16 protein-coding genes and 1 pseudogene are annotated in these 17218 nt (G+C 63.5%); 11 read left to right on the forward strand and 6 right to left on the reverse strand.

Going from position 1 to position 17218, the window contains the following annotated elements:
- Window positions 1-469, forward strand: a pseudogene (locus tag AX703_RS05325) (TonB-dependent receptor); the annotation flags it as partial.
- A 4-nt stretch (window positions 470-473) separates the two neighbouring features.
- Here the strand turns inward: AX703_RS05325 and AX703_RS05330 are convergent.
- Window positions 474-881: a PilZ domain-containing protein gene (locus tag AX703_RS05330; RefSeq protein ID WP_052242589.1), complete on the reverse strand. Its 408-nt coding sequence runs from the start codon at window positions 879-881 to the stop codon at window positions 474-476.
- A 130-nt stretch (window positions 882-1011) separates the two neighbouring features.
- Here AX703_RS05330 and uvrC point away from each other — a divergent pair, with 130 nt between their 5' ends.
- From uvrC to AX703_RS05350, 4 genes are all read left to right on the forward strand, one after another.
- Window positions 1012-2949 carry an excinuclease ABC subunit UvrC gene (gene uvrC / locus AX703_RS05335; protein ID WP_062343118.1) on the forward strand — a complete coding sequence of 646 codons (1938 nt, stop codon included), beginning with the start codon at window positions 1012-1014 and terminating at the stop codon, window positions 2947-2949.
- A 15-nt stretch (window positions 2950-2964) separates the two neighbouring features.
- On the forward strand, window positions 2965-4023 hold the full coding sequence (locus AX703_RS05340) for a PLP-dependent cysteine synthase family protein (RefSeq protein WP_062343120.1): 1059 nt from the start codon (window positions 2965-2967) through the stop codon (window positions 4021-4023).
- A 128-nt stretch (window positions 4024-4151) separates the two neighbouring features.
- Window positions 4152-5081, forward strand: coding sequence for a hypothetical protein (locus AX703_RS05345; protein WP_062343122.1), 930 nt, complete (start codon window positions 4152-4154; stop codon window positions 5079-5081).
- Window positions 5078-5530 carry a hypothetical protein gene (locus AX703_RS05350; protein ID WP_156451921.1) on the forward strand — a complete coding sequence of 151 codons (453 nt, stop codon included), beginning with the start codon at window positions 5078-5080 and terminating at the stop codon, window positions 5528-5530. The genes AX703_RS05345 and AX703_RS05350 overlap by 4 nt, the downstream gene beginning before the upstream one ends.
- On the opposite strand, the gene AX703_RS05355 is transcribed toward AX703_RS05350, so the two are convergent.
- The 5 genes from AX703_RS05355 to thiL all read right to left on the reverse strand — a co-directional run bounded on the left by AX703_RS05355 (window position 5531) and on the right by thiL (window position 11773).
- Complete coding sequence (locus tag AX703_RS05355) at window positions 5531-6433, reverse strand: acyl-CoA thioesterase II (RefSeq protein WP_062343126.1); 903 nt, start codon at window positions 6431-6433, stop codon at window positions 5531-5533.
- 45 nt (window positions 6434-6478) lie between these two features.
- On the reverse strand, window positions 6479-7360 hold the full coding sequence (locus AX703_RS05360; RefSeq protein ID WP_039336534.1) for a transcriptional regulator: 882 nt from the start codon (window positions 7358-7360) through the stop codon (window positions 6479-6481).
- Window positions 7357-8526, reverse strand: a complete 1170-nt coding sequence (locus AX703_RS05365; RefSeq protein WP_082734428.1) for a GNAT family N-acetyltransferase — start codon at window positions 8524-8526, stop codon at window positions 7357-7359. The genes AX703_RS05360 and AX703_RS05365 overlap by 4 nt, the downstream gene beginning before the upstream one ends.
- Before the next feature lie 127 nt (window positions 8527-8653).
- The gene (locus AX703_RS05370) at window positions 8654-10777 is read right to left on the reverse strand and encodes a sodium-translocating pyrophosphatase (RefSeq protein WP_062343186.1); all 2124 of its coding nucleotides are present in this window, start codon (window positions 10775-10777) and stop codon (window positions 8654-8656) included.
- 120 nt (window positions 10778-10897) lie between these two features.
- Window positions 10898-11773, reverse strand: a complete 876-nt coding sequence (gene thiL, locus AX703_RS05375; RefSeq protein ID WP_062343128.1) for a thiamine-phosphate kinase — start codon at window positions 11771-11773, stop codon at window positions 10898-10900.
- Window positions 11774-11878: 105 nt separating this feature from the next.
- Between thiL and AX703_RS05380 the strand changes: the two genes are divergently transcribed.
- From AX703_RS05380 to AX703_RS05405, 6 genes are all read left to right on the forward strand, one after another.
- Complete coding sequence (locus AX703_RS05380) at window positions 11879-13051, forward strand: acetyl-CoA C-acetyltransferase (RefSeq protein WP_062343188.1); 1173 nt, start codon at window positions 11879-11881, stop codon at window positions 13049-13051.
- Window positions 13052-13082: 31 nt separating this feature from the next.
- Complete coding sequence (locus tag AX703_RS05385; RefSeq protein ID WP_062343130.1) at window positions 13083-13868, forward strand: SDR family NAD(P)-dependent oxidoreductase; 786 nt, start codon at window positions 13083-13085, stop codon at window positions 13866-13868.
- 118 nt (window positions 13869-13986) lie between these two features.
- Window positions 13987-14859, forward strand: a complete 873-nt coding sequence (locus tag AX703_RS05390; RefSeq protein ID WP_062343132.1) for a crotonase/enoyl-CoA hydratase family protein — start codon at window positions 13987-13989, stop codon at window positions 14857-14859.
- Window positions 14856-15494 carry a TetR family transcriptional regulator gene (locus tag AX703_RS05395; protein WP_039336544.1) on the forward strand — a complete coding sequence of 213 codons (639 nt, stop codon included), beginning with the start codon at window positions 14856-14858 and terminating at the stop codon, window positions 15492-15494. Before AX703_RS05390 ends, AX703_RS05395 begins: the two co-directional genes overlap by 4 nt.
- 203 nt (window positions 15495-15697) lie before the next feature.
- A complete protein-coding gene (locus AX703_RS05400) occupies window positions 15698-16156 on the forward strand; it encodes a MarR family winged helix-turn-helix transcriptional regulator (protein WP_062343134.1) in 459 nt (152 codons plus the stop codon).
- Window positions 16153-17160 carry a fumarylacetoacetate hydrolase family protein gene (locus AX703_RS05405; protein WP_062343136.1) on the forward strand — a complete coding sequence of 336 codons (1008 nt, stop codon included), beginning with the start codon at window positions 16153-16155 and terminating at the stop codon, window positions 17158-17160. The genes AX703_RS05400 and AX703_RS05405 overlap by 4 nt, the downstream gene beginning before the upstream one ends.
- Window positions 17161-17218: the final 58 nt, after the last annotated feature.

A 17218-nucleotide genomic window follows, 5' to 3' on the forward strand; every position in this document is an offset into this window, starting at 1 on the left:
CAACTCCGACGGTCGGGGGCGCTGGAACCTCTCGGTGTTCCACACCGTGCGCTTCCAGCAATCGGTGCAGATCGCGTCGGGTGGAGCCGTGCTTAACCTTCTGGATGGCGATGCCATCAGCGGGAGCGTGGCGCGCCATTCGCTCGAGATGGAGGGCGGCGGATTCTATCGCGGGTTCGGCCTGCGCTTCAGTGGCAATTACACTGGCGGGCCGGGTTCCACAACTCTCAGGTTCGCGCCGATCGCGACATTCAACCTGCGCCTTTTCGCTGATTTGGGCAGAAAGGCGAAACTGGTGGAGCAGGTGCCGTTCCTGAAAGGCTCGCGCGTGTCTCTGTCTGTCGACAACGTGTTCAACGCTCAGCAGCGGGTCACTGACGATAGCGGGGCGGTGCCACTGCGCTATCAGCCGGGGTATCAGGATCCGCGCGGCCGGGTGTTCGAGATCGAGTTCCGCAAGCAGTTCTGACGGTTCAGACGATCCGGCTCTTGCCTTGAACCCAGGCCCGGGCGCGTTCCTTGTGGCGTTCGCGCTCGGTCTGCTCGAAGTTGTCGGAAAAGTGCCTGAGGGCGATGACTTGCGACAGGGGCAGTTTCTCCTCGAACATCACGCCGCAACGGCCATAACGGGCCCAGCGAATCTGGCCGAAGGCTTCGATATGTTCACATTGCAGGATCGCTGAAGCGCCGACCGGGGGCAAGCCTTCCTCAGGGATAAGGGCGGCTCCGGTAGCCGAGAGATCTTCGAGTATGCAGGACTGCACGCTTGTCAGGAGGATCAGGCGTGCGGGCAGATGCAGGCGAACGCGAGCGTCGCTACGCCGCCCCTGAGGAATGGCGCTTGCGCTCGTTCCAGCCCTGCCAAATGGTTGACCGATCATGTGAGGCTTGTCGCGCAACGGCGCTAATACTGCCAAAACGGACCATGCGGGAAAACCCTGATGACTTTGGGGAAACCGGCCACCTTGCCATTGCGCCGCGCGCTTCAGCGACTATTTGCAGGGGGACGCCATGGCCCGCACGCCCGCCCCTCCACCCGACCGCGATACCGAGCGCTTCCACGAAGATCGCGCGTCCACCACCGTGCGCGGAGCGGACAAGCCGGACATTGAACTGGGCGTGTCGGTCATCCGCGATACGGTGAACACGCTGCGGCCCAAGCCCGGCGTCTACCGCATGCTCGATGCGCGCGGGGACGTGCTATATGTGGGCAAGGCACGGGCGCTGAAGAACCGCGTTGCGAATTACACACAGGTGGATCGCCTGCCCAACCGCCTGCGCCGCATGGTCAGCCAGACGCGCAGCATGACGATTGTCACAACCAATTCCGAAGCCGAGGCGCTGCTGCTTGAAGCACAGCTGATCAAGCGCTTCCGCCCGCCCTACAACGTGCTGCTGCGCGATGACAAATCGTTCCCGTTCATCCTTTTGCGCGGCGATCACGCGTTCCCGCGCATCCAGAAGCACCGGGGTGCGCGCAAGGCCAAGGGCAATTATTATGGCCCCTTTGCCAGCGCTGGCAGCGTCAACACCACGATCAACGCGTTGCAGAAGCTGTTTCTTCTTCGAAGCTGCAACGACGGCTTCATGGCGCGGCGTGACCGGCCTTGCTTGCTCTACCAGATCCGCCGTTGTTCGGCCCCTTGCGTCGACCGGATCAGCTCGGAGGACTACGGCGAACTGGTCCGGCAGGCGAAGGATTTCCTCGGCGGCAAATCAAGCGCCGTCCAGCGCGAGATCGAGGCGCAGATGCAGGAGGCGGCAGAGAACCTTGACTTCGAGCGCGCCGCGATGCTGCGCGATCGCTTGCGCGCCGCCACCTTCATCCAGGGCAGCCAGGCGATCAATGCCGAAGGGGTCGGCAATGCCGATGTCTTCGCCATGGCGGTCAAGAGCGGGCAGGTTGCGGTGCAGGCCTTCTTCATCCGTGGCGGGCAGAACTGGGGCCACCGCGCCTTCTTCCCCAGCCACACCGAGGGCCTGTCGGAGGAAGAGGTAATGACCAGCTTCCTCGCGCAGTTCTACGAGGAAGTGCCGCCGGCGCGCCTGATCCTGGTTGATCGCGAGCTGCCCGAGGCTGCGCTGCTGGCCGAAGCCCTGTGCGAGGGCGCGGGCGGCAAGGTCGAGATCTCGGTGCCACAGCGCGGCGACCGGCGCCGGTTGATGGAGCAGGCACAGCGCAACGCGGTGGAATCGCTCGACCGCCGCATGGCCGAAAGCGGCACCAAGGCCAAAGTCATGCGCGAGCTGGCCGAGTTCCTCGAGCTGCCGGAAGTGCCGCAGCGCATCGAGGTCTACGACAACAGCCACATTCAGGGCACCAATGCCTTGGGTGCGATGATCGTCGCGGGGCCGGAAGGCTTCGTGAAGGGCCAGTACCGCAAGTGGAACATCAAGACCGCGCAGACCAACGACGACTTCGGCATGATGCGCGAAGTGATGACCCGCCGCTTCGGCAAGGTGCAGGAGGAAGATCCGGATCGCGAAAGCGGCATGTGGCCCGACCTCGTTCTGATCGACGGCGGCAAGGGGCAAATGTCGGCGGTGAAGGAAGCACTGGGCGAGCTTGGTATCGAGGACGTGCCGCTGATCGCGATTGCCAAGGGCCCCCACCACGGGCGCGAAGGGCGCGAGGTGTTCCACTTCCCCGACGGGCGCGAGAAGATGCTTCCCGTGAACTCTCCGGTGCTGTTCCACCTCCAGAACATGCGCGACGAGGTCCACCGCTTCGCCATTGGCGCACACCGCGCCAAGCGGAGCCGGGCGATTACTGCAAGTCCGCTGGACGAAATCCCCGGCATCGGCCCGGCGCGCAAGCGCGCGCTGCTGCTGCACTTCGGCACGGCGGGCAAGGTGCGCGCCGCCAGCCTTGATGATCTGCAGCGGGCACCGGGCGTCAGCGCGGCAGTGGCGCAAACCGTCTATGACTTCTATCATCCCAATGGGTAGAGGATGGAGGCAAGGATGGCAGACCAGCGCAGGGGATGGAGCGACGAGGCCGTGCGCCGGATCGAGGCGGACTTCAACCGCTCTGCCGACACCCACCTGATCCGAGTCGAACTGCCCAAGTTTCCGGGGATCACGCTTTATCTCAAGGACGAGAGCGTCCACCCGACCGGCAGCCTCAAGCACCGCCTGGCGCGCTCGCTGATCCTCTATGGCCTGTGCAACAACCGCATCGGGCCCGGCACGTTGCTGGTCGATGCCACCAGCGGTTCGACCGCCGTTTCCGAGGCTTATTTCGCCAAGCTGATCGGCCTGAAATTCGTGGCTGTCATCCCGCGCAGCACCTCACCTGCGAAGATCGAGGCCATCCGCTTCCATGGCGGCGATGTTCACATGGTTGACAGCGCGAGCGAGATGTACCCTGCGGCAGAGCGACTTGCCGCCGAAGCGGGCGGACTGTTCCTTGATCAGTTCACTTACGCTGAACGGGCAACCGACTGGCGCGGCAACAACAACATCGCGCAGTCGATCTTCCAGCAGATGGCGCGCGAGGACCATCCGGTGCCGGCCTGGATCGTCTGCGGGGCAGGGACGGGCGGCACTTCGGCCACGCTTGGCCGCTTCATCCGCTATGGCCGATATCCGACGCGGCTTTGCGTGGCCGATCCCGAAGGCTCCGTCTTCCATCGTCACCATGCCGATCGTAGCGTGACAGCACCGCCGCAGGGTGCGTGCTGCCTGATTGAAGGCATCGGCCGCCCACGCGTCGAACCTTCCTTCGTGCCGGAGGTGATCGATCGCATGATCGCCGTGCCGGATGCTGCTTCGATCGGTGCAATGCGTGCCATCGCCACGCGGATCGGCAGGCCAGTGGGCGGCTCGACCGGAACGAATATCCACGCCTGCCTGCAGCTGGTCGAAGAGATGGCGGCTGCGGGTGAGGCGGGATCGATCGTAACGATTCTGTGTGATTCGGGCTTGCGCTATGCCCAGACCTATTACGACGATCAGTGGCTGGAAGCGCAGGGCTTACATTGGCGCGAATTTGGCCAAAAGGCGACACACTTGCTTAATTAAAGCAGGATATACGCAAAAACACTATTGACGCATCGGTAACCTATTCTGTTTGGAGCGGTTTCAGGCTGCTGCTGTCTGTTGTCTACAGAAGTTGCATCGAATATGGATGAAGCCGGGGGGCTAGTGGCATGGTGGGGCTGAATTTGCGCAAGGCAGCGCTTCCGCTGGCAGCGGGTCTGCTGCTGAGCGTTTCTGCTCCTGCGCATGCGCAATCCGCCAATGGAGTCGGGTCGCCCTTTGAACTGGCTTTCTGGCAGTCGGTGGCAGGAAGCGATGATCCGGCGGTCTATGATGCCTATCTGCAGCAGTACCCTGCCGGTACCTTTGCCGGATTGGCGCGAGCGAAACTTGCCACCTTGCGCAAGGCTCCGATTTCGCCTGCTGCAGTCGCGCCGGTGGCCGCTCCAGCCGTTGCGCCGGTTGCGGCGCCTGCGGCTCAACTGACGCCGGCTGTGGCGACGGTGGTGTCGCAGTCGGCTCCGCCGTCCGCGCCGCCAACGCTTGTCGCTGCAACTGCGCCAGTGGCCGCGCCTGTGCCGATGCAGAGCCCCGCGGAACCAAAGCCAGCAGTGGTTGCAGCGCCCAAGGCTGCCACTGCCGAAGCCTCGGACGTGACCAGTGATGCGAACCTGCTGCTCGAACTCGCGAGGTCGCAGGAAGTTGGCGGCGGCACGGACCGGGTCGCTGCCGCAAATGGCTTTGCCTTGCCCGCGCGGCCAGTCCTGACCGAAATTGCCGACCTGTCCTTGCCAACCTCGTTCTGCTCGGCCGAACAGCGCAATGCGTTCTACGAGACCCGCTACAAGCCGCACCTCGATCTTGCCCGTGCCAACAATGATGCGGCCATTGCCCATATGCAGAAGCTGCAGCAGGCCTATGACAGTTTTCAGCTGTCCCGCGATCCTTCGCCGATGAATGCCCTGGCGGCGGAAGCCAGCTCCTACCAGCAGCAGGTCGCCGCTGCCGCCTACGCGCGTCAGGCTGCGGTGGTTCGCCAGTTCGACCAGCTCATGGCCTTGCCGATAACGGCCTGCCAGATTGCGACGGCGACGAAGTGAGGCGCGCGGTGGAACTGGGAATGGCTGGCGTGCTGCTTGCAGCAACCCCGGCCCATGCCGCAACCTGCCTTGACCGTGAAACCATCACTGCGGCGCGCGTTCACGAATTCGAGACGATGATGATGGCGGTAACCCTGCGCTGCAAGGCGATCGGCACCGATATCGGGCCGGTCATCGAAGCCATGATGGGCACGCACCGCCCGATCTTTGCGGCGGCGGACCGGCGCATGCGCGCGTTCTTCGCGCCGCAGAAGCGGGCGTACGAAAGCTATTCCACGCAACTTGGCAACCGCTATGGCGGGGGCGCGACTGACACTGCCAACTGTCACCGTTTCGAGAAAGTCGCCCGGGAACTCGCCGGCAAACCCGGTGTGACGTCGCTCGGACGGGTTGTCTTCGCAATGATCGACAAGCCCCGCATCGTCGGCGCCGTCTGTGCCAAGCCCTGATCAGTCGGCAGACGTCTTCCGCTCGATCGGTCGAATCAGGCCTTCCTGCGCCACGCTGGCGACAAGACGGCCATCACGCGTGTAGATCCGTCCGCGATTGAAACCGCGCGCGCGCCCTGCCCAGGGACTGTCGCACGCATAGAGCATCCATTCGTCCGCGCGGAACTCGTCGTGGAACCAGATCGCATGATCGAGGCTCGCCCCCATCAGGTTGCCTTTCGACCAGCTGATGTCGTGCGGGAGGGTGGACGTGCCAAGCAAGGTCATGTCGCTGGCATAGGCCAGGACCGCACGGTGGATGCGGGGATCATCGGGCAGGGCGCCAACCGAGCGGAACCAGGTGTGCGCACGCGGTTCTTGCGGTCCATTGTTCATCCAGTGCCGGGCCTCGATGGGGCGCAGCTCTATCGGCCGCGGCTGCAGCATTTGCTGGCGCTGCTTCTCGGGCATCTTTGCGGCATAACGCAGGCGCAACTCGCTCTCGCTGGCAAGGTCGTCCGGCCCCACGACCAGGGGCATCGGCTCTGCATGGTGTCGCCCGTCTTCGCGCCGGTGGAACGAAGCGACCATGTTGAGAATCGGCTTGCCCAGCTGGCTGGCGACCACCCTGCGGTTCGAAAAGCTGCCGCCATCGAGGTCACGCTCGACCTTGAAGTCGATCTCGTGATCCTCGTTTCCGCCGCGCAGAAAATAGGCATGGAGCGAATGGACGGGGCGGTCGGCGGGGACGGTGCGTTCTGCACTTGCCAAGGCTTGCCCGATCACCTGGCCGCCGAACACGCGGCCGACGCCGCCGATCTTGCGACGACCCTCGAAGCGGTCGCCGCCGTGGTCCTTCACGTCGAGAAGGTCGAGCAGTCTTTCGACGAGTTCCTGCGGTGTCGGATTTTCAGAGTCGGTCATGCGAACGCGATGGACGTGGCTGCCGTTTACGTCAACGGGATCAATTCAGCGCAAGCCACGCGCCTTGGCATAGACCCGCCAGCACAGCGCCTTGGCGCGATTGCCATTCGGCCAGCGGCCGGGCGGGCGTGGCTTCATGCCAAACTTGCGCAGCAACCCGTTGAAGGCGCGCGCGTCTGCTTCGGCAAAACTCCATTCTGATCGCCAGGTGATCGAGAGGGAAACCGAGGGCTGCGGGCCGTTGCGTACAAAATGGGGCGACATCACCGGCACGTAGAGCGCCTCGCCCGGGGACAGCGACCAGTCCTTGCCGCCGCCGAGCAATTCATCGCGCCAGAACAGGTCTCGCCCGCCGCCGGTGTGATAGGTCTCGTGCGTTTCGTCCGGGGCAAAGCGGGCATCGCCTGCCGGAAACATCGTCATGACCTTCGACCCCATCACCTGAAGGAGGATGTTGTGTTCGGGGTCGAAGTGATAGGGTGTCACGCCGCCCGGGCTGGTCACGAAGATGAAGCCCTGCGGTTTCAGCATTGCGCCCGTGCGCTGTTCGATGACCGGGCGCAATTCGTCGAGCAGGCTGTCGAGAAGCTCCGCATAGGCGGGGATCTGCTCGATATTCTTGAGAGCCGCCCAGCTGCCGGTGGATGCGATGTTGCGGATCGTCTCGCCGATACCAATGCCGTTGGCGGGAGCTTTTTCCCCGTTGAGCCCCAATGGCAAGGCCGCACGATTGTATTCGACCGAGCGGTCCGGCAGCGCCTCGCCAAGGATAGCGAGGGCATCGGGATGCATCAGCGGGTGCATGCCCAGCCGGTGGACCAGCTTGTGCGGCACTTCCGGATAGGAGGCGGCGAAAGCGGCGCGCGAGGTCTCGTCGAAAGCGTCGAGAGGCGCGGCTCCGCCAGCGAAGGCAATCGGTTTGTTCATCGGCTCAGTCCGACAGGGTTGCGCCCCAATTCGAGCGACAGGAGAGTTTCGAAGAGCCTGCGCCGGATACTGCCGCCGATGGCAACCGAAATGCGTCCGATCGGCCGGCGTTCGGTCCAGAGGCTGTCGATCATCGGATGATCGGGGGCGGCGCAGCTGTCGCACCAGCTGATGTCCGGTCGCGACAGGAGTGCGAGGTTCTCGCGCTGCAACAGGACGCCGGGAGAAAAGCGCGCGAAATCCTCGTCGAAGGCGGTCTTGTAGGAGAAGCTGCCGGGCGGCGTCAGGAAATTGGCGAGCATTGCGATGGGGCGCCCGTCAAGCGTCAGCGCCAGGCGCTCCAGCCTGCCAATCCCCGCAGCTTCGACAAGCGCCTTGCGGAACAGCGATTCCGTCGTGGACGCACAGGCCATTGCGCTGCCACTGGTGCCTTTCCAGCCGCGCCTTTCAAGCAGGAGAAACTGCTCGACCCAGCTTTCGAGATCCGTGGCATCCAGCTGTCGTTCGAAGGCCAGCGTGCCCTGTTCGGCCAGGCGCGCGTGCTGGCGACGCAACTCCTTGCGTTTCTTGCCGGTCAGCGCGCGCTCGAGGTAAAGATCCGGCGAAAGCGCCGAATGCAGCATGGCCCGTCGTTCGCGCATGACGAGCGCAGACTTGCGGCCCTGCAGTTCGGACAGTTCGAACAACGCCGCGGTCAATGGCTGTTCCAGAGGCATTGCGGGCAGGTGCAGGAACAGAGCCTGTTCGCGTGTCGCCGCTTCGTCGGCCCAATGCAACAGCGCTTGCCAGAACACTCTCTCGCAGCCGGCCCGAACCAAGGGCACGCCCAGAAAGGCGTTGGGATGCAGCCAGCTCGCCAAGTGCGGCAGCGGCCAACGCCCATAGCGGCGCGGCCTGGTCAGCGGCATCAGCGCGGCCAGTTCGCCACCAATCTCGACGGTCAGCAAGCGCTTGGTCCCCTGGGGATCGAAGGCTTCGAGCGAGGGTATGAGATACCAGGGTTCAAAGAAGGGATTGGGGGTCGAGGCACTCTCGGCCAGCGCCTGCCACTGCGCCGGTCGTCCGTCGACCGTCCACTCGCGCCAAGGCCGCACCGTTGCCACCGCCGCGCTCGGCGGACAGAAGGAACTGGGCGTGCTTGCCGTGGTGAATGTCGCGACGTTCAAGTTCTCGGGTCTCCGCCACCGGCCTTAGGTGGAATGCCCGAAAACTCGGTTAACAAGCCAGCAAAGAAATACCCCGCCCGGATTGCTCCGGACGGGGCATCCTCTCCCCAACTTGGGCGTTGGCTCCTTAACCCACGGCGTTGCTTGCAAGAGCTGCGAGCAGCAGCAGAGCTACGATGTTGGTTATCTTGATCATCGGGTTCACGGCAGGGCCAGCGGTGTCCTTGTAGGGATCGCCCACGGTATCACCCGTGACAGCGGCCTTGTGGGCGTCCGAGCCCTTGCCGCCGTGGTTGCCGTCCTCGATGTACTTCTTGGCATTGTCCCATGCGCCGCCGCCCGATGTCATCGAGATGGCAACGAACAGACCGCCGACGATCACGCCCAGCAGCAGGGCGCCAAGGGCGGCAAAGCCGTTGGCCTGACCGGCCACCGCTGCGATCACGAAGTAGACCGCGATCGGTGCCAGCACCGGCAGTAGCGAAGGCACGATCATTTCCTTGATCGCGGCCTTGGTGACGAGGTCCACCGTGCGGGCATAGTCAGGCTTCGAGGTGCCCGCCATGATCCCCGGATTGTCGCGGAACTGGTCACGCACGTCGATCACCACGTCGCCCGCCGCGCGGCCCACAGCGGTCATGCCCATCGCGCCGAACAGGTACGGCAGGAGCGCGCCGAGCAGCAGCCCGACGATGACATAGGGGTTTTCGAGGCTGAAGCTGACCGCGAGGTTCGGGAAGAACTCCCTGAGGTCGGTGGTGTAGGCCGCGAAAAGGACAAGCGCGGCAAGGCCGGCCGATCCGATTGCATAGCCCTTGGTTACGGCCTTGGTGGTGTTGCCCACCGCGTCCAGTGCGTCGGTCTTGTCACGGACCGAATCGTCGAGGCCCGCCATTTCGGCGATGCCACCGGCGTTGTCAGTCACTGGACCATAGGCGTCCAATGCCACGACCATGCCGGCCAGCGCCAGCATCGCGGTTGCCGCATAGGCAATGCCGATCAGCCCGGCGAGCTGGTAGGCAATGATGATGCCGGCACAGATCACGATCGTCGGCATCGCGGTCGATTCAAGGCTGATGGCCAGACCCTGGATGACGTTGGTGCCGTGGCCGGTTTCCGACGATTTGGCGATCGAGCGCACCGGGCGATAGTTGGTACCGGTGTAATACTCGGTGATCCAGATGATCAGGCCGGTGATGACGAGGCCGAGCAGCGAGCAGTAGAACAGCACGCGGCCGGTGAAGGTCACCGTGTTGTCGAGGATGGTGTAGCTCATCGCGGTTTCCATGTCGCCCAGCGCATAGGAAATCGCCCACCAGATCGCACCGATGGAGAGGACGGCGGTGACAAGGAAGCCCTTGTACATCGCACCCATGATGTTGTTGGAGGAGCCGAGCTTGACGAAGTAGGTGCCGATGATCGAGGTGACGATGCAGACGCCGCCGATCAGCAGCGGCAGGGCCATCATCGCGCCGAGCGCATCGCCCAGGCCCTTGAGCAGCAGTGCGGTCAGCACCATGGTTGCGCCAACGGTCACGACATAGGTTTCGAACAGGTCGGCGGCCATGCCAGCGCAGTCGCCCACATTGTCGCCCACGTTGTCGGCGATGACGGCCGGATTGCGCGGATCGTCTTCGGGGATGCCTGCTTCGACCTTGCCGACGAGGTCGGCGCCGACGTCTGCCGCCTTGGTGAAGATACCACCGCCAAGACGCGCGAAGATCGAGATCAGCGAAGCACCGAACGCGAGCGCGACGAGGCCGTCGACCACGGTGCGATCATCGCCGCCCACGGTGTAACCGGCGATGTCGGTCAGGTAGTGGTAAAAAACCGCGATGGCGAGCAGGGCGAGGCCTGCCACCAGCATGCCAGTGATTGCGCCCGCACGGAAAGCGAGGGTCAGGCCGGCCTGCAGGCCGTTCTGTGCCGCCGCAGCCGTGCGCACGTTGGAGCGGACCGAGATGTTCATCCCGATGAAGCCCGCAACCCCCGAAAGCACGGCGCCGATCACGAAGCCGGTGGCTGAGATTGCGCCCAGCGTTGCGGCAATGATCACGGCGACGACCACGCCGACGATCGCGATGGTGGTGTACTGGCGCTTGAGGTAGGCCTGCGCGCCTTCCTGAATGGCGGCGGCAATTTCCTGCATCTTGGCGTTGCCCGCCGGTGCGCCGAGCACCTGACGGCTGGTCACGAAGCCATAAACGACGGCAAGCAACCCGAGTATTATCGATAATACGACTAGGTTCACGTTGGCATCCCCCTTTATGTCCGGTGCCACGAGTGGCCCGTCCCCGTCGTTGCGGGTGGGGGGAAGCTATCGTTTTATTTCTGCCCCGCAAGCCCTTCCATGACCTTGGCCAAGGGCTTTTTAATCGTGCATATAACCCAGATTGCCATGCGGCACTGCACCATCGATGATTACAGGTGATGATGTCGCCGCCTGCGCCACCCCGATGCGAAGGGCGGCGACTGGTGCAGGTAACCCCGGGGGGAGCGTGAACAGCAGTTCGTAATCGTCGCCCCAGCGCATTGCATCGTCGCGACGGCTGTCGGGCAGGGCGGCAGGGAAGGGCACACTCTCGCTGGCAATGGCGAAGGTCACGCCGCTGGCCTGTGCCATGCGCGCCGCATCGATCAGCAGGCCGTCAGACACGTCCATCATCGCGGTTGCCAGTGGGGCAAGTGTCCGGCCTTCGGCAAGGCGAGGCAAGGGCCGCCGGAAAGTGGTGCTATCGCGGCCGGTTCCGTCGCGCAGTGCTTCGAACCCCAGCATCGCCGCACCAACCGGCCCGGTAAGCCAGAGGGTGTCGCCCACCTTTGCCCCGCTGCGCGAAGGTACGGGTGAACAGGTCGCTCGTCCCAGCGCGGTCAGTCCAAGGCTGCGGGGCCCGTTGCCGCTGACAGTATCGCCTCCCAGCAAGGGCACGCCAAACGCCTGCAATGCCTCGCCAAGTCCGGCAACAAAGCGCGTGTCCTCCTCGCCCAGCGTGAAGCCCAGCAGCACACCCACCGGTTCGGCCCCCTTGGCTGCCAGGTCGGACAAGTTGGTTGCGACGAGTTTCCAGGCCACGTCCGCCATGTCCTGTCCCGGCAGCCAGTGTACGCCTTCGACCATCATGTCATGGGTCAGCACCAGCGTCTCGCCGCCGAACGGCAATACCGCGCAGTCATCAGCCAACCCGCGGGCGGCGGGGTGCAGGGCCAGCTTGCGCATGGCCGCAATCAGGTCGGATTCCTTGCTCACGCCCGGTCTATGGGGCGCGCTGGCGAACCGCACAAGTCCGCTTGACCAGCACCATTTCGCCCCTTAATCGTTCGATTAAAGATGTATCGAGAGGAGTCGGAACACATGGCAACAGCCTATATCGTCGACGCAGTACGCACGGCTGGAGGACGTCGCGGCGGACGGCTTGCAGGCGTTCACCCCGTCGATCTCGCCGCGCGCAGCCTGGATGCCATCATCGCTCGGACCGGCATTGACCCGACTGCCGTCGATGATGTGATCATGGGCTGCGTCACCCAGGCCGGACAGCAGGCGATGCAGGTCGGCCGAAATGCCGTGCTCGCCTCGAAGCTGCTGCCGCAATCGACGCCGGCCGTTACCATCGATCGCCAGTGCGGTTCTTCGCAGCAGGCGATCCAGTTCGCCGCGCAGGCGGTGATGTCGGGCGTGCAGGACGTGGTGATCGCTTCGGGCGTGGAAAGCATGAGCCGGGTGCCGATGGGCTCGAACGCCACGTTCCACATGAAGGAGGGCCTTGGCCACTACAAGTCGCCGGGTCTGGACGAGAAGTATCCGGGGATCATGTTCTCGCAGTTCATGGGCGCGGAAATGATCGTCAAGAAGCACGGGTTCTCCAAGGATGACCTCGATCGTTTTTCGCTGAACAGTCACCAGAAGGCTATCGCCGCGACGAACGCGCAGGCTTTCGCTAATGAGATCGTGCCGGTCGAAATCGAGACTCCTGAAGGCCCCGCCATGCACACCGTGGACGAAGGGATCCGCTTCGATGCCACGCTCGAAGGCATTGCCGGAGTCAAGCTGCTCAGCCCGGAAGGTTCGCTGACCGCCGCCAGCTCCAGCCAGATCTGCGACGGTTCCAGCGCTGTGCTGGTCGTCTCGGAAGCCGCACTGAAGGCGCACGGGCTCACCCCGTTGGCGCGCATCCACAACCTTACCGTGACTGCGGGCGATCCGGTGATCATGCTCGAAGAGCCGCTCTTCGCGACCGACCGTGCGCTGCAGCGGGCCGGGATGAAGATCTCGGACATCGACCTTTATGAAGTGAACGAAGCCTTCGCGTCGGTGCCGATGGCCTGGCTCAAGCACACCGGGGCAGACCCCGAGAAGCTCAACGTCAATGGCGGCGCCATTGCGCTCGGTCACCCGCTGGGCGCTTCGGGTACGAAGCTCATGGCCACGCTCGTCCACGCGCTGCGCGCCCGCGGCGGCAAGTACGGTCTGCAGACGATGTGCGAAGGTGGCGGCGTTGCCAACGTCACCATTATCGAAGCTCTTTGATTTTTCAGCCCTTTAGAGAGGATAATTCGCAATGAAGCTCGACAATACCGTTGCCGCCGTGGTCACCGGCGGCGCTTCCGGCCTCGGCGCTGCCACCGCCCGGGCGCTTGCCGCCAAGGGCGTGAAGGTCGCCATCTTCGATCTGCAGAAGGAAAAGGGCGAGGCCGTGGCTGCCGAGATCGGCGGCGTGTTCTGCGAAGTGAACGTGACCAGCGACGACAGCGTGGACGCCGGCTTTGCCAAGGCGCGCGCGGCGCATGGCCAGGAGCGCATCCTCGTCAACTGCGCCGGCACCGGCAATGCCATCAAGACGGCAAGCCGTTCGAAGGAAACAGGCGAGATCAAGCACTTCCCGATGGATGCGTTCAACTGGATCATCCAGATCAACCTCGTCGGCACGTTCCGCTGCATTGCCAAGTCGGCCGCCGGCATGATGACTCTCGATCCCTGCGACGAGTTCGGTGAGCGCGGCGCCATCGTGAATACCGCTTCGGTTGCTGCTGAAGATGGCCAGATGGGCCAGGCCGCCTATTCGGCCTCGAAGGGCGGGGTTGTCGGCATGACCCTGCCGATCGCGCGTGACCTGATGAGCGAGGGCATTCGCGTCAACACCATCCTGCCTGGCATCTTCAACACCCCGCTGCTGCAGGGCGCGCCGCAGAACGTGAAGGACGCGCTCGCGGCGTCAGTGCCGTTCCCCAAGCGCCTCGGCATGCCCGAGGAGTACGCCAACCTTGCCATGTGCATGATCGAGACCGGCTACTTCAACGGCGAGGACGTCCGCCTCGATGGCGCCATCCGCATGGCGCCGCGCTGATAGCCTTAAGGTTGTGTCCCCGCGCACGGGGGACCTCGGTGGTCTTGCGGGGCGCTTCCGCTAACCGACTGAGGCTCCCGCCTGCGCGGGAGCGCAACGGCATTCAAGGGAGAGTTTCGTGGCCGACTATACGCAGATCAAGCTCGACATCGCCGATGGCATCGCGACGATCACGTTGCACCGCCCGGAAAAGATGAACGCCTATACCGGCACGATGATGAACGAGATGATCGATGCGTTCGATCGCACCGATGCGGATGACAGCGTGCGCGCGGTGATCGTTACCGGGGCGGGAGACCGCGCATTCTGTGCCGGCGCAGACCTCACGCCCAGTGACGGTAAGCACGTCTTCTCCAGCGGCGATGCGGTGGAAGACCTGTCCGATCCTCGCGTGCGCGATGGCGGCGGCATGATCACCTTGCGCATCTATCAGTCCAAGAAGCCGGTGATCGGCGCTATCAACGGTGCGGCGGTCGGTGTCGGCGTCACCATGCAGTTGCCGATGGACATCCGCCTGGCCTCGACCAAGGCGCGCTTCGGCCTTGTCTTTGCGCGCCGGGGGATCGTGCCCGAAGCCGCGTCGAGCTGGTTTCTGCCGCGTATCGTGGGGCTGCCCCAAGCGCTCGAATGGTGCATGACCGGCCGTGTTTTCGATGCCGAGGAAGCCCTGCGCGGCGGCCTTGTTCGCTCGCTGCACGAACCTGAGGACCTCATGCCCGCGGCAATCGCGCTCGCACGCGAAATTGCCGACAACACCAGTGCGGTCTCGGTCGCGATGACCCGCGCCATGCTGTGGCACAACCCGTCGTTTTCGCATCCGATGGAGGCGCACCGCGTCGACAGCCGTGCGATCTACACCCTCTCGCGCGGCGGCGATGCGGCCGAAGGCATCGCGAGTTTTCTGGAAAAACGCGCTCCCCGCTACCCCGGACGCGTTTCTTCGGATATGCCGTCGTTTTATCCGTGGTGGAACGAGCCGGGTTGGGAATGAGTACGGAAGTGTCAAAGGGGGAAAGCCTGGAAACGCCGGGCGCACGCGAGCAGCTTCTGCAGACCGCGTCGAGCATCATGCGCGAGGGAGATGTCGTCGACATCTCCCTATCGGAATTGAGCCTGCGGTCCGGCCTGAACTCCGCGTTGGTGAAGTACTACTTCGGCAACAAGGCGGGCATGCTCAAGGCCTTGCTCGACCGAGACATGGAAAACATCGTCAAGTCGGTCGACGCCCTGCTCGCCAAGGACGACATGAGCCCCGAGGCCAAGCTGCGGCTGCACATTTCGAAGTGCATCGATACCTATTTCGAATATCCCTATCTCAACCGCCTGCTGATGCGTCTTGTTCGTGACAGTGACGAGGCTGAAGCGAAGCGAATCGCCGACCAGTATCTGCTGCCGCTGCATCGCGCCTACAACCGGTTCATTGGCGATGGCGTGAAGGCGGGCGTCTTCCGGCCGATCAACCCGCAGCTGTTCTACTTCACGGTTACCGGCGCGGCCGATCGCTTCTTTTCGGCGCGTCTGGTGCTCAAGCACTGCTTCGATCAAGACACCCTCACCGAGGAACTGCGCGACAGCTACCGCGAGCACACCGTCGATTTCATCATGGCCGGCATCCTCGCACACTGAGTGGGATCGCAGTCTCGAGCAGTTGCAGCATGAAACAATGCTGCACCCCTTGCGCTGCAATGCGCGCTAAAGCTGGAGGCATGGCGGCATAAAGAAAATGTCGTCTAGCGCCCACGTGCGCATTGATCTAACGCGCATGCCACCGCTTGGTGGCATAATATTTCGCTCTTGCGCATCAGGCTGGTTTCATGTGATACGAAATCATGCCCGGAACACAAACGCGCCTCACCGACTTCATGCCCTATCGGATGGCCATCACCTCGAATGCGGTGAGCGGCCTCATAGCGGGCGAGTATCGCAGCGAATTCGGCCTGAAGATTCCCGAATGGCGGATCATGGCCGTGCTGGGTGACGCAGGGCCTTTGACCCAACGCGATCTTGTTCGAGCTACATTGATGGACAAGGTGGCTGTCAATCGTGCTTGCAAGGTGCTTGAGGAGCGTGGCTTGGTCCAGCGCAGCCCGAACGAGCAGGACGGTCGCTCTCATCATCTGGAACTGACGGCATCGGGATGCGAACTGCACGGCAGGATCTGGCCGCAGGCATTCGAGATGTATCAGAAGATATTCTCGGCAATATCCCCGCGTGAACAGGAAAAGCTGCGCGCCATCCTCGAGAAACTGCTCAAGGCTGCCCGGACGCTCGAAGGCGAAGAGAAGTGAAGCTCGCATCATTACCGCAGGGACGCGACGGTCGGCTGATCGTCGTGTCGAACGACCTTGCCTGGTATGCCGACGCCGATCACATCGTGCCGACCATGCAGGCCTTGCTGGATGACTGGGACCGCTACTTCCCCTTGGTCGAGGCGCTTTCGATCGAGCTTGCCCATGAAGCAATTCCGCGCAAGCGGTTCCACGAACGTGAAGCCTGCGCCCCGCTCCCACGTGCCTACCAGTGGGCCGATGGCAGCGCCTACGTCAATCACGTTGAACTCGTCCGAAAGGCTCGCGGGGCGGAACTGCCGGAAAGCTTCTGGACCGATCCTCTGATGTACCAAGGGGGTAGCGACGATTTGCGCGGAGGGCGCGAACCGCTTGCCCTGAGGGACGAGGCATGGGGTTGCGACTTCGAGGCCGAGATCGTCGTCGTGACCGGTGACGTTCCCCAAGGCGTTGCGCCTGACGAAGCACTCAAGCACATTCGTCTCGTCGGCCTGGTGAACGACGTTTCGCTGCGCAATCTCATTCCGGGCGAACTTGCCAAAGGGTTCGGCTTTGTCCAGTCGAAGCCTGCCAGCCACTTTTCACCGGTGTTCGTGACGCCGGCCAGCCTTGGCGATGCATGGAGCGGTGGCAAGCTGATGCGGACGCTCTCGGTCGACGTCAACGGCCAGCCTTTCGGTCGGGTCGAGGCGGGCGAGGAATGCACCTTCGATTTTGGAGTGTTGATCGCGCATCTTGCCAAGACCCGTGGTCTGGGGGCGGGGACGATCATCGGCTCCGGCACGGTGTCCAATCGCGATCCTGATGGTTCGCCCGGGCGTCCGGTGTCGCAAGGCGGCAAGGGGTACGCCTGCATTGCCGAACAGCGCATGGTTGAAACGATTACCTCGGGCCAGCCTTCGACTCCGTTCCTGAAGTGGGGCGATACGGTGCGCATCGAAGTGCGCGATGCTAAGGGCAAGAGCATCTTCGGGGCAATCGATCAGACCGTTACCCGCGCCTGATCGCGTTCTGCCGCAAAATGAAAAGCCCCGCCCGGCAGGTCCGGCGGGGCTATTTTCA

It is taken from the genome of Novosphingobium sp. CCH12-A3, assembly GCF_001556015.1.
In the GTDB taxonomy this organism is placed as follows: domain Bacteria; phylum Pseudomonadota; class Alphaproteobacteria; order Sphingomonadales; family Sphingomonadaceae; genus Novosphingobium; species Novosphingobium subterraneum.

What these genes read in the sequence shown, in the direction of transcription:
- AX703_RS05340 (WP_062343120.1), top strand. Translation starts at nt 2,965, where the DNA reads ATGGCAGACCAGCGCAGGGGATGGAGCGACGAGGCCGTGCGCCGGATC.
- AX703_RS05345 (WP_062343122.1), top strand. Translation starts at nt 4,152, where the DNA reads ATGGTGGGGCTGAATTTGCGCAAGGCAGCGCTTCCGCTGGCAGCGGGT.
- uvrC (WP_062343118.1), top strand. Translation starts at nt 1,012, where the DNA reads ATGGCCCGCACGCCCGCCCCTCCACCCGACCGCGATACCGAGCGCTTC.
- AX703_RS05385 (WP_062343130.1), top strand. Translation starts at nt 13,083, where the DNA reads ATGAAGCTCGACAATACCGTTGCCGCCGTGGTCACCGGCGGCGCTTCC.
- AX703_RS05330 (WP_052242589.1), bottom strand. Translation starts at nt 881, where the DNA reads ATGATCGGTCAACCATTTGGCAGGGCTGGAACGAGCGCAAGCGCCATT.
- AX703_RS05360 (WP_039336534.1), bottom strand. Translation starts at nt 7,360, where the DNA reads ATGAACAAACCGATTGCCTTCGCTGGCGGAGCCGCGCCTCTCGACGCT.
- AX703_RS05400 (WP_062343134.1), top strand. Translation starts at nt 15,698, where the DNA reads ATGCCCGGAACACAAACGCGCCTCACCGACTTCATGCCCTATCGGATG.
- AX703_RS05355 (WP_062343126.1), bottom strand. Translation starts at nt 6,433, where the DNA reads ATGACCGACTCTGAAAATCCGACACCGCAGGAACTCGTCGAAAGACTG.
- AX703_RS05395 (WP_039336544.1), top strand. Translation starts at nt 14,856, where the DNA reads ATGAGTACGGAAGTGTCAAAGGGGGAAAGCCTGGAAACGCCGGGCGCA.
- AX703_RS05380 (WP_062343188.1), top strand. Translation starts at nt 11,879, where the DNA reads ATGGCAACAGCCTATATCGTCGACGCAGTACGCACGGCTGGAGGACGT.